Origin of the sequence: Microbacterium sp. 2216-1 (genome assembly GCF_046507855.1) — a bacterium.
GTDB lineage: Bacteria > Actinomycetota > Actinomycetes > Actinomycetales > Microbacteriaceae > Microbacterium > Microbacterium esteraromaticum_C.
Genome location: NZ_JBKFTM010000002.1, coordinates 288,608 through 304,241 on the forward strand (window position 1 = coordinate 288,608; position 15,634 = coordinate 304,241).

A 15,634-nucleotide genomic window follows, 5' to 3' on the forward strand; every position below is an offset into this window, starting at 1 on the left:
CGCGCGCGTCCTCGCATACTACCGATTCCCGCTCGCGCTGCCGAGGATCACCCGATCAGGCTGGGCTGCAGGTCGCGCAGGGTGCGCCGGTGGGTCATCCGGGTCACTCCGACGGCCGCCAGTGCGAGGGCGCCGATGAGCCATGCGGCGAGGATCGCCAGGTCGTAGAGGGCTCGGGTGAGGTCACCGCCGTACATCAACTGGCGCAGCGCGTCGACGACGTATCCCATCGGCAGCACGTGATGCAGTCCGGCGAGCGGCTCGGGTAGCGTCTGCCAGGGGAACGTGCCACCCGCGGTCACCAGTTGCAGCACCATCAGGACGAGGCCCATGAACTGACCGACGGAACCCAACCAGACGTTGAGCGCCAGAATGATCGCCGCATACGTCGCCGAGGCCATCACCATGACGCCCAGTGATCCCCACGGGTGTGAGAAGTCGAAGCCGAGCATGTAGCCGAGCACACCGATCAGGCCCACCATCTGCAGGGCGCCGAGCATCGCCGGTGTCAGCCATCCCGCCAGCGTGATCCGCAGCGGTGAGTGCAGCGCGGTCACCGCGCGCCGTGAGATCGGTTTGACGATCAGGAACAGGGCGTAGATGCCGATCCACCCGGCCAGCGCGGCGAAGAACGGCGCGAGGCCCTGACCGTAGTCGCGCGCGGCCGCGACCTTGTCGCTGGAGACGTGCACGGGGTCGGCGATGGTGTCGGCCTGCGCGGCGCGCAGCTCGGCGGTGGATGCCGGAATCGCCGCCACTCCGGAGGCCAGGCCGTCGCGCAGGGATCCGATTCCGTCGCCGAGAGCACCGAGGCCGTCGTCGAGACGTGCGGCGCCGTCGCGGGCGGATGCTGCACCATCGGCGGCGTCCCGAGTGCCGGTGGACAGTCGTGCGGCGCCCTCGGAGAGCCGCTGCGCGCCCGCGGCGAGTTCATCGACCTGGTCGACGGCGCGTTGTGCGGCGGTGTTGCCGTCCTGAAGGCGGGCGGCCAGCGGATCGAGGTCGGTGAGCACGGCGTCGATCTGCTCGGCGGTCAGTCCGTGTTCGGCCATGCCCGCGGCGAGATCCGCGCGCACGCCGGGCAGCGCATCGGCCGCCTGTTGGGCGTGGACGGCGGCGTCATCGGCTGCTTCGGCCAGCTTGCGGTTTCCGGCGCTGACCTGTGCGGCGCCGTCGGCGAGCGAGCGGGCCCCGAGGGCGAGCGCATCGGTCCCGTCGGCGAGGGTTCCCAGCCCGGTGGCGAGGGATGACGATCCGTCTTTCGCCGAGTGGGCGCCATCGAGCAGCTGTCCGGTGCCGTCGACGGCGTCGGCGAGGTTCGCGCGCACATCGCTGAGGCCGGTCAGGAGCTGACCGGCCGCTTCCGAGCCGACCATCTCGGCGACGGAACGCCGGATGCGTTCGACCGCCTGCGTGCCGATGGATGAGGCCAGATAGTTGTTCGCATCGTTCGTCTCGAGCTCGATGCGCGCCTGGCGGGGGTGGTCGCCGGAGGCCGAGGCGAGTGCATCTGAGAAGTCGCGGGGGATGGTCACGGTGAAATCGACCGTGCCGTCCGAGAGCGCTGCGCCGGCCTCGGATGCCGTCATCACCCGCCAGTCGAAGGAGCCGTCGCTCAGCAGCTGCTCGGCGACGTCCGATCCGTAGTTCTGCGGGTTCTCGGCGTCACCGGTGCCGGTGTCGTCGACCACCAGCGCGACGGGGACCTCGGTGAACTTGCCATAGGGGTCTTGGTTCGCCCACAGGTACAGCCCGCCGTAGAGCACGGGAACGGCCAGCAGCGCGATCAGCGCCACTACGGCCATGGGGCTGGCCACCAGTCGCCGCAGTTCGGCGGCGATCATCGAGGGGACCTTCATCGGGCGTCCTTCTCTGCGGCGGGGGTGATCTGTGCGGCAGCGCCGGCATCTGACAGATGCTCGGCGTGCACGGTCTCGGGCATGGTCGAGATGACGGCGGCGGCTGCGCCACCCACGATCACGAGCATCGCGTACCCACGGTCGGCGAACTCCGATGCGATGCGCCACCAGCCATCGGGCCGTCCACCGTGGCGGTCGGGGGCCACCAGCACCAGCGCCTCGACCTCGGCGCGGAGCACGGCCAATTCGCACAGGATGCGCACGCGCGCCGCCGGGTCGATGACGCCGATCGGTGTTCTGATCAGATCGTCGAACCCCAGCATCCGCAACCAGCGACGTGCGTGACGGGGTGTGGCGGGGCGTCCGGCGAACATGAGCTCTTCGCCCACCACTGCGCCGACGGCAACGTCGGGAGGCGGGTCGCTGACGGCCGGGGCATCGACCAGCGCCACCCGACGCCGCAGCGCACCCGCGTCGGCGTCGCCGTCGATCGTCACCGTGCCGGAGTCGGGGCGCATCCGCCCCGAGGCGATGAGGCCGAGCACGGTCGGGCGCTGCTCGGTCTCGGCACGGATGAAGCGGGCGTGCCCGGATTCGAACACGATGTCCATGGTCGGCAGCACTTGCCCGCGACGCCCCTTCGTGATGCTCTGCAGTGCGACCCTCATGCGGCGGATGCCCTTACTCGGCGCTCTGCGCGGGGACGAGGACGTCGGGGTGATCGCGAAGCAGGGCGTCCGCTTCGCGCCACGACAGCCCGGCGATGCTGAGCACGATCCGCACGACCGCATCGGCTGCTGCGGCGGGTTCTGCGCCTGTCTCGTCCGCGAGGTTGCGGGAGGCAACTGTGCGTGCCACCTCCTCGATCAGGCGGGCGAGCATGCCTGCGTCGATGTCGGTGCGCATGCGCTCGCCGCGTCGGCCCCGCCGCACGATGTCGGCGAGCACGCGACGTAGGGGGGCCAGTGCCGCGACGGTCCCGGCGAGGTGCGCATCGTCGAGCGCCAGCGCCGCCGTGATGCGCACGTGCGCCGCCTCGTGCCACATCAGTGCGGCGAGGCGCGCGAGCGCGACCTGAGGATCATCGTCGTCCACCGAGGTCGCCAGCGCGTTGAAGCGCCGGGCGCCGGACGCGATGAGCTCGCGGATCAGCGCGTCGCGGTCGGCGAAGTGCCCGTAGATGGTGCGGCGAGAGACGCCGGCGGTACGCGCGATCGCGTCGACCGAGGCGTGCGGGTCGGACGCGAGGGCGGTGCGGGCCGCGGCGATGATTCCGGCACGGTTCGCGAGAGCATCCGAGCGCGGAGTGCGGGTGGAGGACATGCATCGAGTGTAAGTATCTTGCACATCACTGTGCAAGATAACGCAGGGGATTCACAGCCCATGCGTCACTACCGCTCAGAACGCAGACGCCCCGTGTGGGTCACCCGAACGGGCGACCCACACGGGGCGTCGAGAATCGTACTGCGGTCAGTCGGTACCGAAGTCGAAGGCTGCGCCCTCGGATGCTGCATCGACAGCATCCGTCAGCTCGCCGTCGACCTGCGAGACCGAGCCCTCCACGAGTCCGGTGATGTCGCCGGCTTCGCCCGCGGTGACGCGACCGACGAGCTCGCCGGTCGCGCCGCCCACCAGGCCCAGCCCGGCGTACTGCTCCAGGCGCGAGCGCGAGTCGGCGATGTCGAGGTTGCGCATGGTCAGCTGACCGATGCGGTCGACGGGGCCGAAGGCGGCGTCGCCGACGCGCTCCATCGACAGCTTCTCGGGGCCGTACGACAGGTTCGGCGAGACGGTGTCGAGGATCGTCCAGTCGTCACCGCGGCGCAGGCGGATGGTGACGGTACCCGAGATCGTGAGGCCGACCCAGCGCTGGATCGACTCGCGCAGCATGAGCGACTGCGGCTCGAGCCAGCGGCCCTCGTACATCAGGCGGCCGAGGCGGCGACCCTGCTCGTGGTACGTGGCGAGGGTGTCTTCGTTGAGGATGCCGTTGACCAGGCGCTCGTACGCGATGAACAGCAGTGCCATGCCGGGGGCCTCGTAGATGCCGCGCGACTTCGCCTCGATGATGCGGTTCTCGATCTGGTCGCTCATACCCAGACCGTGACGGCCGCCGATGGTGTTGGCCTGCATGACCAGCGCGACCGGGTCGGTGTACTCGACACCGTTGATGGCGACCGGCCGGCCACCCTCGAAGGTCACCGTGACGTCCTCGGTCTCGATCGCGACCGACGGGTCCCAGAACTTCACGCCCATGATCGGGTCGACCGTCTCAAGCGACACGTCGAGGTGCTCGAGCGTCTTGGCCTCGTGGGTGGCACCCCAGATGTTGGCATCCGTCGAGTACGCCTTCTCGGCAGAGTCGCGGTAGGGGAACCCGCGCTCGACGAGCCACTCGCTCATCTCTTGGCGACCGCCGAGCTCGGTGACGAAGTCGGCGTCGAGCCACGGCTTGTAGATGCGCAGACGCGGGTTGGCGAGCAGCCCGTAGCGGTAGAAGCGCTCGATGTCGTTGCCCTTGTAGGTCGAGCCGTCACCCCAGATGTCGACGCCGTCCTCGCGCATCGCGCGCACCAGCATCGTGCCGGTGACGGCGCGGCCCAGCGGAGTCGTGTTGAAGTACGTCTTGCCGCCCGAGCGGATGTGGAAGGCACCGCACTGCAGCGCGACGAAGCCCTCTTCGACGAGCGCCGTCTTGGCATCCACCAGGCGCGACGCCTCAGCACCGTACTCCAGGGCGCGACCGGGGATCGACGCGATGTCGTCCTCGTCGTACTGGCCGAGGTCGCCGGTGTAGGTGAAGGGGATCGACCCCTTCTCTCGCATCCACGCGACGGCGACAGACGTGTCGAGACCACCGGAGAACGCGATGCCGACCTTTTCGCCGACGGGGAGGGACTGAAGCACCTTGGACATGCGCCCAAGTCTATCGGCGCGCGGCGTGTCGGCCTGCCCGGAGACGATCCGAGAGATTTGCACAGAAGGTTGCCAAAACGATACGGTCGCACGTGATGCCCGATCTCGGGCCGACTGGGAACCCGTCCCGGTCATCGAAGCGTGTCCGTCTGAGGGACTTTCGCGTGCGTGGGGGCGCACGGGGGCGGATGCGTAACTGCTAGGGGAGAGCACATGCTGTATTTTCGCGCGCCCAAACGGCGCGATCATTTGGCGCGCCCGAGCGCGCTCCGCCGCGTCATCTCTGCGTTCACCGTGGGGTTGCTGGCGATCATCGGCCTCGTTGCAGCGCCCGCTGCGGCGGTCGCCGCGACCAACGCCGCTATCGCCATCGGCGGCGTCACCATCGAACCGGCCGACGCGAAGCTGACCATCGGCGACTCCGTCACGGTGTCGGGCACCTGGGACGCCTCCACGGCTGATCCTCGGCCCGGTGACACCTTCACGATCGGGCTGCCCGACGTCTTCGAGTTCCCCGCAGCCGTGCCGTTCGCACTGAACGGTCCCGAGGGCGTGGTGTGGGGGAACTGCCTCACCGATCCGTCCACCGGAATCGCCGAGTGCACACTCACCGACGCCGTCACCGAGCGGCCAGAGCTCGTGGCGGGAACCTGGCAGTTCCAGGTCGAGGCCGTCGAGGTGACCACCGAGACCGAGGTCGTGTTCGACCTGAACGGCACGCCGGTGTCGGTGCCGCTGCCCGGAGGCGGCGGGATCGATGACGGCATCGAACTGCCCGGCGAGGTCTCGAAGGCCGGTCAGATGAACAGCAACAACTGGTCGATGACGTGGACCATCGACATCCCCGGGGCGAACCTCGTCGCCGCGGGCGGAGACGTCGCACACATCACCGACACCTTCGGTGCCGGCCACGTGCTGTGCGACCCGACCGGGTTCCGTGTGCAGACCGTCCGCGGTGACACCGTGGTCGACGTGACCGAACTCGTCGAGTCGGCACCCGTTGCCGGCGAGGCAGGATTCCGTATCGCGCTGAACGCTCCCCGCGGCGGTTTCAACGCCGATGTGACGTACCGCCTCACCTACGAGACGTGCACGCCGGACGGACAGATCGACCCTTCTGGCACCACCTACGAGAACTCGATGCAGATCGAGGGTTGGGGTGAGGCCGGTCAGGGCATCGGCACAGTCACCAACCGCCCCTGGCACCTGGGACTGACCAAGTCCGGCACCGTGCTCGGAAAGGGCGACCGCAACGGTCGGATCGCCTGGATGGTCGTCGTCCCCGGCGACCAGCTGTTCGGTAAGAACAGCTTCACCTTGACCGAGACGCTCGGCGAGGGGCACCAGCTCTGCACCGACACCGTTTCAGGATTGCGCGTCTTCGAGCGCTACGGCCCCAGCGGGCAGCGCGATCGTGACATCACGAATCTGCTCGCCGTGTCGAACCAGACCTCATCGGCCCAGGCCTTCAGCGGTGTCTACACGATCGACGATTCCGACTTCGCGTTCAAGCGCTCCGACTACCGCTATCTCGTGAGCTATGACACGTGCGTGACCTCGGCCGATCTGCCCGAGGCGGGCACGGTCTACGCGAACACCGTCTCGATCGACGGCGACGCCACGGGCGGCGAGGCGAAGGTTCCCGGACGCTCGCAGGGCAAGAAGGGCAAGATCAACGGAGCGACGGTCACGATCGACGGCGTCGAGCACATGCCGCAGACGACCCTCGACTGGAACGTCACGATTCCGGGTGAGAAGGTCGACGGCATCACCGGGCCGCTGACGCTGACCGACACGCTGTCCTCGACGCAGACGGTCTGCGCCGCGGGTGACTCGAGCGATGGCCTCGCCGCGCGTATGAACCTCGCGGTCACGGCCCACGATCAGATCAAGAATGGCGGCCTGAAGAGTGTTGACCTCACCGACGCCACGACGGTGACGGTCGACGGTCAGCAGGTCACCTTCGAGATCGCCGAACCGTCGCTGCCCATGCCGCAGGGGGGCACGAGCGACGCATTCACCCGTGAGTACCAGTACACGCTGAGCTACACCACGTGCACCACCAGCGGCGGTATGGATGCGCCGGGCACCGAGTACGGCAATGCGATCGCCGGTTCGGGCATCGAGTTCTCGTCGTCCGTCACCCAGAAGTACAGCGGTTCGGGCACCGGAACCGGCGTCACTCGCGGATCGGTGGCGCTCGACAAGAAGCTCGCCGACACCCCGGGCGCCGCGCTCGTTCCGGCGGACACCACCTTCACCGTGCACGTGAAGGAGATCGACCCGAAGGGTGCGACCCAGAACGCGTACGACCTCGAGGTTCCGCTCAACGGCGACCCGGTCGGCGGGCTCAACGCCCGCGGTACCGGCTGGACCGTCGAGCTGTCTGAGCCGAGGTTCCCGACCATCTCCGGTATCACCTGGGGCGCTCCGAAGTTCTTGGCCACCGAGGGGCTCATCCCGAGCGATGACGGCACCACCGCCGTCGCCACGCTCGCCCCGGGCACGAACATCTCGGTGACGCTGCAGAACACCGCACTGCTCGGTAGCGCCACGGTCACCAAGGCCCTCGCCGGACCGGACGCCGCCCGCGAGCTCGTCGACCCGAAGCAGAGCTACCGGGTCACCGCGACGATCGACACGAGCGCACTCGGTGACAACGTGCCCGCACAGCCGGACCGTGTTCTCGACATCACCGCCGGTGAGACCGTCACGATGGAGAACCTGCCGGTCGGCGCTGTGGTCACGTTCTCTGAGGCGAAGCCCGGCGACGACGATGTATTGACGTGGTCGACGCCGGTGATCTCGCCGAACCCGATCACCATCGAGGCCGACCACGTCGTCGAACCGGCGGCCGTGACCGTGACGAACACGGTCGACCGCACGGTCGGTACGTTCTCGATCGCCAAGACCGTCACGGGAGAACAGGCCGACAACCCGGCCGTTCCCGACGAGGTGACGGTCACCGCATCGTGGACCCAGGACGGCGTTGACGCAGAGAAGACGCTGACCCTCCCGACCGACGGCACCCCCGTCGAGCTGGGTGAGAACCTGCTGATCGGCACCGAGGTGACGCTCACCGAGACGCCGCTCGTCGACGGATCCAGCATCGCCTGGGGCGCGCCGGTGTGGAGCGGTACCGGAGTGACTGTTGACGGCGAATCGGCCGTCGTCTCGATCACCCGCGACGCTGAGGCACAGGTGCAGCTGCAGAATCACGCGGCCACCTCGGTCGCCGGCATCAGCCTGATCAAGGGCCTCGCCGGTGACGCGATCGGTGAGGTCGCCCCCGACACCGAGTTCCCCGTCACGGCGACGTGGACCGACGCCGAGGGCGCCGAGCAGTCGACGCAGCTCACCATCAACACCGTCGAGCCGACCCCGCTGGGGGTCGACCTGCCCGCCGGAACCGTTGTGACGATCACCGAGGGTGAGCGCCCCGCGTTCGACACCGTCGTCTGGGAATCGGTCACGATCAGCGGTGCCGATGTGACAGACAACGGCGACGGGTCGGCCGTGATCGTCGTCTCGGATCAGCAGGGCGACAGCACCCTGGTGACGGTGGTCAACGAGGCCACCTGGGCGCCGGGAACCTTCACCCTGTCGAAGCAGGTCGACGGCATTCTGCTCGATAATCCGGACGTTCCCGAGGTCGTCACCGTGACCGCCTCGTGGCTCGACGGCGACGAGCCGCGCCAGGCCGAGGTGGCACTGCCCACCGATGGCACCGTCGTTCCCTTCGGGCAGGACCTGCCCCACGGCACCCTCGTCACGCTCGCGGAGTTGCCCAACGACGAAGGCCTCGCCTTCGCCTGGAGCACCCCGCAGTGGGCCGGCGATGACATCGTCGGAAACGAGGACGGCACCGCCGCGCTCACGATCGGAGCGGCGAAGGACGCCCAGGTCGTCGTCACCAATGCCGTGACGCCGAAGCTCGGCAGCCTGATCGTCACGAAGGCGCTCACCGGCAGCGGCGCGAGCCTCGTCGAAGGCACCGCCTTCCCGGTGACGGCGACCTGGACCGACCTGCTCGGCGAGCCGCAGCAGCTCGACCTCGAGGTGCGTTCCGGCGAGACGACGGTGATCGCGGATCTGCCGCTGGGCACCGAGGTGACGCTCACCGAGCACTCCACCGAGCTGCCGGTCAACGCGCGCTGGCACGGCGCGACGTGGTCGAGTGACGACGTGAACGTCGCATTCGACGACGCCGAAGGTGACGAGGTCACGATCATCGTGGTCGGCGACGGCACGGCACCCGCGACGATCACGGTTTCGAACGACATCGAGAAGCTGCCCGACCTCGCCGTGACCGGCGGGCCGGCGATCACGGCGTCCGTCGTGGTGCTGGCCGTGCTGCTGATGGGCGTCGGAATCCTGATGCTCGTGCTGCACCGTCGTCGCAGCGCATAGGCGACGCGCTCACGCGCTGACCTCGGGGGTCGGCACGCCGAACGGCGTGTCGACCCCCGCAGCGTTTCGGAACGAGGTCGAGCGGGCTCCGTACCAGGCAGGTAGAGCGCGCACCAGGCGCGCAGAGCACGCACCCGGCCACGCTGTGATCAGCCGCGGGTGACGTCCGCGAAGCGCTCGCGCAGCGGGTGATCCTGCCCCAACCCGGCGAGGGCCACGCATCCGTCCAGCCCAGATCCCCGAGGCGGCACGAACCGGGCATCCGGTCGCTCGGCGCGCACCGCATCGATGAAGGCGTCGCGGATAGCATCCGATCCGAACACCCCGCCGACCGCGCCCACGGCGGCGTCGGCGGGAGCGTCGACGACACGCAGCGCGGCGGTGGCGGCCAGCGCCAGCTCAGCGGCCGCGTCGCGGCAGATGCGCTGCGCGACGGCATCGCCGGCCGCGGCGGCCTCGGCCACCTGCGCCGCGAACGATGCCACGGTGCGTACGCGATCGTGCGCCGCCTGCAGGTGCACGTAAGCGGTCTCGAGGTCGGGCCAGCGCTCCTGCATCGGTGCGGCCAGAGAGGTCGCGGGGCCGCGTCCGTCGTGGGCGCGCATGACGGCATCCAGCGCCTCGCGTCCGATCCAGAAGCCGCTGCCCGCGTCGCCCATGATGTGGCCCCAGCCGTCGACGCGCGCGGAGTGCTGCGGGCCGACGCCGAGCGTGACCACGCCGGTGCCGGCTGCGACGACGGTTCCGTACTGGTCGCCGAGCACGCCCAAGTACGAGGTGACCGAGTCGTGCGTGGCGACCACGCGGCGCACGTCGGTGAGATCCGGATGCTGCAGCAGCGCTTCTGCTTCGGCATCGGCATCCGTCAGCCCTGACACCCCCAGCGACACGGTGTGCGGTGCCGAACCGGTCACCCGGATCACCTCGGCGACCACCGCCGCGAGCTGCGGAAGCAGCGGCTGGTTGGTGAACACTCCGGGGAACAGCCACTCCTGCACGGCGCCATCGGCGCTCAGCAACCGGGTCTTGATACCGGTCTGGCCCGCGTCGACGGCGAGCAGCGGGTACTGCGGGTGGTGCTCAGACACGTCGTGCCCTCTCGCTTGGTGTGGCGGCGACGGGTTCGCGGCCAGATGCAAGCGTAAGACACGTCTCGCGCCCGCCCGCCGATCAGAAGTCCGGGTACTCGCGCAGGCGCTCTTCGAACTCGGCGCGGTCCTGTTCGGGCAGCAGGTTTCGGGCGATGATCATCAGCTGCACCCCCTCGACAGGTTCTCCGGTCTGCTGGGCGATCGCCTCTCGCTGCGTGCGGAACTCGCCCGTGGCGTCCTTCGAGAGGTCGTAGGTCGTCACATAGAACCGCAACGGGTCGGGATAGGTATCGGCGTAGTACTCCCACGTGTGCTGGCGCTCGACATCCGCCGACCCGTAGAGCTTCGCGACCATGTCGTCTGAGAGGCCGCTGGCGGGCACGTTCAGCGGGTAGAGCCCCCACATGTCGTGCTCCATCAGCACCTGATCGATGATGATCATGATCTCGCGCTTGCGCTGGTTGTCGTGCACGGGCTCTGCGGTCGTCCAGGTCGGCGAGACGTATCTCTTGAGCATCGACTCACCGCCGTAGCCGTTGCGTTCCGGACTGACGTCGACCGCACCGGCCTGCACCCAGGTGTAGCCGAGGCGTTCCGTGAGCCGTTCGCGCACCGCAGCCATCAGCTCGTCGCCCTGGCGCTGCACCTGTTCGAGCGAGGGGCCGTTGAGCACGTCGTAGTTCGAGTGCTCGCGGACGCCCGGATACGCCTCTTCGTGCCGCTGCTGCTCGGACTTCGTGCCGTCATAGGCCTGCGTCGCCGCCGAGCGCAGCGCACTCATCGCGCCCACCGTTGCCACGTTGAACACGAGCGCTCCGACGAGGGCGATGGCTCCCAGCATCCGCCCGCGCCGCGTGAGCAGCGCCGCGACGATCACTCCGATGACGAGCAGCTGCACGACCAGCAGAGATATGCCGTAGATGGCATCTGTTCCGCCGGTCATCAGAAGCACCAGCAGGGTGACCGCGAACAGCGCCGCCGCGACGACGGCGGCGACACCGAGTGCGCTGGTGCGTTTAGGTGCGTCGGGCGCGGTGTAGACGAGGTCGGCGGATGCCGGAGGCAGGTCGGCTGCGGCATCGAGCCCGGCCGAGGCGCGCCCCGGGCGCTGATAGCCGCCGGGCGGGGGAAGAGGCGGCGCACCCTCGGCGCCGCCGACGTATCTGCTGCGACGCTGGTCTACCACGGCCGCTCCGTTCCGCCGCTGCCGCCGTCTTCGCCCAGCTGGTCCTCGCGTTCCTGCGCACCCTGATCGAGCCGACTCTCGATGTCATCGAGATCACTCTGCGACGGCTGGTCCTGTTCGCCCTGCTCGGACGGCTGCCCGCCCTGCTCGGGGTTCTGCTGTTGCTTCTGTTGCTGACGCTGCTGGTTCTCGTCGAGGGTGTCGCTCATGTCGCGGCTCGGATCGGGCGACTGGTTCTGCGCCTCGTCGCTGCGGCACTCCTCGGGCGTCTCGACGGTCATCTGCAGCGCCTGCCCGTAGAACTCGGCGGCCGACACGGCATCGCCGTCGGCCTGGGCCGCGTCACCCTGCCGTTCGATCACCAGCGACAGGTTGATGCGCACGTAGCAGACGTCCAGACCGGTCGCCAGGGGAAGCGCCGTCTCGAGGTGGTCGCGTGCCGCGGCGAGCTGTTCGGCGCCGGCCTGAGCCGTGCCGATGTTGTACGGTGCCTTGAACTGCTCGAAGCCGTTAAGCCAGATCTGCCCGCGCGCTGCCGACTCGGATTCGGCGTACGACCCGGTGACGAACGAGCTGATCGACTGATGTGCGAACGCGTACATGCTCAACACCTTGCCCACCAGCAGCAGGCCGGCGAGCGTGAGGGGCAGGGTCGCGACGGCGACCCACCATCGGATGCGCCGACGGCGACGGTTGGCGGCGAGCAACAGCGCCGCCGCGTCGGCCTGCGTGGCGGGAGGCGTCGGATGCTGCGACGGCGTCGTCATCGTGCGCTCCTGTCCTCAGGCGCTGGGGCGGCACGGTCGGTCGGGTGGTCGGCCGGGGCGGGCCGGGCACGGGCATCCGCCTGATCGCGCGGCGTGCGCGGGGCGAGAGCGCCGCGCACGCGCGTGACCTGCAACGTCGCGCGCGCCAGCTCGACACCCAGCAGCAGCACGAGCACCAGGGCGAAGATCCAGTACAGCTCGATCACGTTGCCCACCTCGCCCGACGACGCGTAGTCGACGGTGCTCGTGGGGGCTGGGGGCAGCACCAGGGGCGCATCCGCCGCGCGGGGCTGGTACTCGATGCCGAGTTGCTCGGCGACCTGCTGCAGATTGTCGTCGTCGCGCTTCGACAACGCCGGCTCGCCCCGGTACTGGATGTACTCGCCCTGGGCGGCGGTGCCGGTGGTGATGCGCATCGGGCCACCCTCGGCGGTGCCGTAGCCGAGCACCGCCCCGCCGTCGACGTACTTCGCGGCCGAGGCGAACGACTCGGGCGGGCCCGACGCGGTCTGCTCGCCGTCGCCCAGGTAGAACACCATGCGGCTGCGATCGGGCGCAGCCTCGGCTGCCGATGAGAGGGTGTCTGCCAGCATCCGACTCGCGATGCCGATCGATGACCCCCGCGACTGGTCGGTGACCTCGGGACTCATCACTTCCAGCGATGACATCAGCGCCGTGGCATCCGTCGTCAGCGGCAGGCGCAGCTGCGCCGCCGCGTCGAAGCTGATCAGCGCGAACCGCGCGCCCGGGTACTCGTCGACGATCGTCTGCACGTCGTCGCGGACGCCCTCGAGGCGGGGTGCGCCGTCGGCCCAGTCCTCGGCGACGATGCTCGCCGTCGTATCGACGACGAGCACGATGTCGGTGTCGGTCGCGAGGGTCTGCGACGAACCACCCGGGATGCCGGGACGCAACAGCATCACGAACACGACGACGATCATGCCGAGCCTCAGCAGCCATATGCTGCGACCGGCATGATCGCCCTTCCGTCCCTTGGCGAGGGCGAACACGGCGAGGGCCGCCAACGGCGTGCACAGCAGAATCAGCAGCAACGGATGCAGCACGGGCGTGAAGATCACAGCCTCACCACCCACAGCAGAACGACGAAGCCGAGGATCGCGACCAGCATCAGCGCCATCCACAGGTTCGGTGTGTCGACCCAGACCACCTGCGCCTGCCCCTGCAAGGCGCGGGCCTCCTGCTTCTGGATCTGAGCGACGATGTCGGCGACCGTGGTGGTGTCTCTCAGCGCGTAGGACTGCCCGCCGGTGATGGCGGCGGCCTGCGACAGCTGCGCGCTCACCTCGGCGTCCTTGCCCTGCACGGGATTGAGCGCGAACACCCGCACCTGTTGCGCCCTGGCGTACTGCGCGGCCTCCTCGACGGTCAGGATCGACGCGCCGGCGAGCTCATTGTCGGTCGCGAGGATCACCGAACGGCTGCGCTCGTCGTCCAGGTGGTCGAACCGCATCGTGCAGGCCGCGAGGCCATCGCCGATCAGCGAAGCGCCGGGGCCGTTGAGGGTGCCGACCCAGTGCTCGGGCGTCTCGTCGAGGTAGTCGAAGCTCTCGCGCATGCGCTGCAACTGCTCGCGGACGAACGCGTAGTCGTCGGTGAGGGGGAAGATCTGCACCGGCGAGCTGTTGAAGATCGTCAGACCGATGCGCTCGCCCTCGAAGCTGTCGAGCAGCTCATCGAACACGGTGAGCACCTCGACGTCGACCTCGGTCATCGATCCCGAGACATCCAGGCACAGCATGATGTCGCGGCTGGTGTTGACCGGCTGCACGGTCTGCGCCGACATCGGCCGCGCGGCGACGACCCCGGCGAGCAGCGTCGCGATCACGCCGAGGGCGAGGATGCCCGATAGCGCCGTCATGCGGCGACCCACCGATGCGCGGAAGGCCGGAAGAGCGCGCAGTCGCTCGGCGCGTGAGACCAACGCCGCGGGCGCCGCATTGCGCGCGGCGCGAGAACGCAGACCGAGGGCGACGCCGACCACGATCGCGACCAGCACTACTGCCGCGGCGATCAGGACGACCCAGCTCGTGTTCAGTGCCATGTCGTCACCACCGTGCGGGCGGCCTCGGCGCCGGCGACCGGATCGATCGCGGGTCCGCGCTGAAAGATGCTGGGGTAGTAGTGGCGGCGCAGCGCGTCGAGCAGTGCCGGCTGCACGCCGCGCGCGACCAGGTCGTCCAGGGCGAGCACCGGCGCTTCGAGCCCCGAGTACTCGTTGACGAACGAGCGGACGCAGCGGCTGAGCTCGAGGTTCGCCCTGCGGGCATCCGTGTCTCCCGATCGGTACACGGTCTCGATGCGGTCCACCTCGGCGAGGTAGTCAGTGCGCAGGCGGGCGAGTACTGCAGAGGTCGGCGGCCGGTAAGGAGCAGTGCCCGGAACCGTGATGCTGCGTCGCGGCCGGGTCAGGAACAGCAGCAGCCAGGCGCCCAGCGCGAGCACGGCGAGGACGCCGAGGGCCAGCAGCAGCCAGCCCCAGCCGTACTGCACCGGAGGATAGAGCTCGTCAGAGGCGGGCATGCGACCTCCGATCCAGCATCGCCAACAGGGCGGGCACGGCCGTGTCGCGCGCCCCGAACTCGGCGTGCGTGATCTCCAGCCGACGCAGCATCTCGTGGCGGCGGGCGGTATCGGCGGCCTCCTGCGCGGCGAGCTCGCTCAGCACCGCGGCATCCCCGTGCACGAAGTCGGGCACCGCCCAACCGGTGTCGACGTCGCGGCGGTGCGCGCGGACCGCCGCCACCGGATCGGCATCACGCACGGTCAGCCACAGCACGTCGTGCTGCACCGAGAGCCGACGCAGCTGCCGCTCGGTCTCATCGGTCACGGGCGCCTCATCCGTCACGATCACGACGATCATCCGCTTGGATATGTTGCGGGCGGCATATGACAGCAGGGCGCGACGGTCGTTCGGTGCCGTGCTCTCGGTGGCGGCGCGATCGATCGTGCGCAGTGCCCGTTCGAGTGCGGCCTCACTGCCGCCCGGGGCGAGTCGGCGCACCCGATCGGCATCGCCGTACACGACCGAGAAGTCGTCGCCGTGACGCACGGTCAAGAACCCGAGCGCACCGGTCAGCAGCACCAGCAGCTCGCGCTTCGAACCCTCATCCTCGGCCAGCGCATTCATGCCCCGACCGGAATCCACCAGAAAGAGCACCGTGTGCTTGCGAGTGGCCTTGGTGCGCTTGATCAAGGGTTCCCCATGCCGGGCCGTGGCCCGCCAATCGATATCGCGCACGTGGTCGCCGTACTCGTAGGGTCGCAGATCCTCGAAGTCCAGGCTGCGCCCCCGCAGCAGCGACGCGTAGGCACCGTCGAGCGCGTGCATCGACTTCTGCGACGAGTGGATGAAGAGTCGGCTCTTCACCTGGGTGACGAGGCTGG

12 protein-coding genes are annotated in these 15,634 nt (G+C 69.1%); 1 reads left to right on the top strand and 11 read right to left on the bottom strand.

The features are described from left to right. Window positions 1-47 precede the first annotated feature (47 nt). From ACLD0U_RS09245 to argG, 4 genes are all read right to left on the bottom strand, one after another. Window positions 48-1,859, bottom strand: coding sequence for a YhgE/Pip family protein (locus ACLD0U_RS09245; protein ID WP_410340437.1), 1,812 nt, complete (start codon window positions 1,857-1,859; stop codon window positions 48-50). Beyond that, window positions 1,856-2,527, bottom strand: coding sequence for a hypothetical protein (locus ACLD0U_RS09250; protein ID WP_410340438.1), 672 nt, complete (start codon window positions 2,525-2,527; stop codon window positions 1,856-1,858). The genes ACLD0U_RS09245 and ACLD0U_RS09250 overlap by 4 nt, the downstream gene beginning before the upstream one ends. Before the next feature lie 13 nt (window positions 2,528-2,540). Then, a complete protein-coding gene (locus ACLD0U_RS09255) occupies window positions 2,541-3,182 on the bottom strand; it encodes a TetR/AcrR family transcriptional regulator (protein ID WP_410340439.1) in 642 nt (213 codons plus the stop codon). A 147-nt stretch (window positions 3,183-3,329) separates the two neighbouring features. Then, window positions 3,330-4,775, bottom strand: a complete 1,446-nt coding sequence (gene argG, locus ACLD0U_RS09260; protein ID WP_206821363.1) for an argininosuccinate synthase — start codon at window positions 4,773-4,775, stop codon at window positions 3,330-3,332. Between the two features lie 213 nt (window positions 4,776-4,988). On the opposite strand from argG, the gene ACLD0U_RS09265 reads away from it, so the two are divergent. Further along, a complete protein-coding gene (locus tag ACLD0U_RS09265) occupies window positions 4,989-9,185 on the top strand; it encodes a DUF5979 domain-containing protein (protein WP_410340440.1) in 4,197 nt (1,398 codons plus the stop codon). A gap of 149 nt (window positions 9,186-9,334) precedes the next feature. Here ACLD0U_RS09265 and ACLD0U_RS09270 read toward each other — a convergent pair whose 3' ends face one another. The 7 genes from ACLD0U_RS09270 to ACLD0U_RS09300 all read right to left on the bottom strand — a co-directional run bounded on the left by ACLD0U_RS09270 (window position 9,335) and on the right by ACLD0U_RS09300 (window position 15,617). Beyond that, window positions 9,335-10,273, bottom strand: coding sequence for an N-acetylglucosamine kinase (locus ACLD0U_RS09270; RefSeq protein WP_410340441.1), 939 nt, complete (start codon window positions 10,271-10,273; stop codon window positions 9,335-9,337). 82 nt (window positions 10,274-10,355) lie between these two features. Then, a complete protein-coding gene (locus ACLD0U_RS09275) occupies window positions 10,356-11,462 on the bottom strand; it encodes a hypothetical protein (protein WP_410340442.1) in 1,107 nt (368 codons plus the stop codon). Further along, a complete protein-coding gene (locus ACLD0U_RS09280; protein ID WP_410340443.1) occupies window positions 11,456-12,229 on the bottom strand; it encodes a hypothetical protein in 774 nt (257 codons plus the stop codon). The genes ACLD0U_RS09275 and ACLD0U_RS09280 overlap by 7 nt, the downstream gene beginning before the upstream one ends. Next, window positions 12,226-13,308, bottom strand: a complete 1,083-nt coding sequence (locus tag ACLD0U_RS09285) for a VWA domain-containing protein (RefSeq protein WP_410340444.1) — start codon at window positions 13,306-13,308, stop codon at window positions 12,226-12,228. Before ACLD0U_RS09285 ends, ACLD0U_RS09280 begins: the two co-directional genes overlap by 4 nt. Then, window positions 13,305-14,291: a VWA domain-containing protein gene (locus ACLD0U_RS09290; RefSeq protein WP_410340445.1), complete on the bottom strand. Its 987-nt coding sequence runs from the start codon at window positions 14,289-14,291 to the stop codon at window positions 13,305-13,307. The genes ACLD0U_RS09285 and ACLD0U_RS09290 overlap by 4 nt, the downstream gene beginning before the upstream one ends. Next, window positions 14,282-14,770, bottom strand: a complete 489-nt coding sequence (locus tag ACLD0U_RS09295) for a hypothetical protein (protein ID WP_410340446.1) — start codon at window positions 14,768-14,770, stop codon at window positions 14,282-14,284. The genes ACLD0U_RS09290 and ACLD0U_RS09295 overlap by 10 nt, the downstream gene beginning before the upstream one ends. Beyond that, a complete protein-coding gene (locus ACLD0U_RS09300) occupies window positions 14,757-15,617 on the bottom strand; it encodes a DUF58 domain-containing protein (RefSeq protein WP_410340447.1) in 861 nt (286 codons plus the stop codon). Before ACLD0U_RS09300 ends, ACLD0U_RS09295 begins: the two co-directional genes overlap by 14 nt. Window positions 15,618-15,634 lie beyond the last annotated feature (17 nt).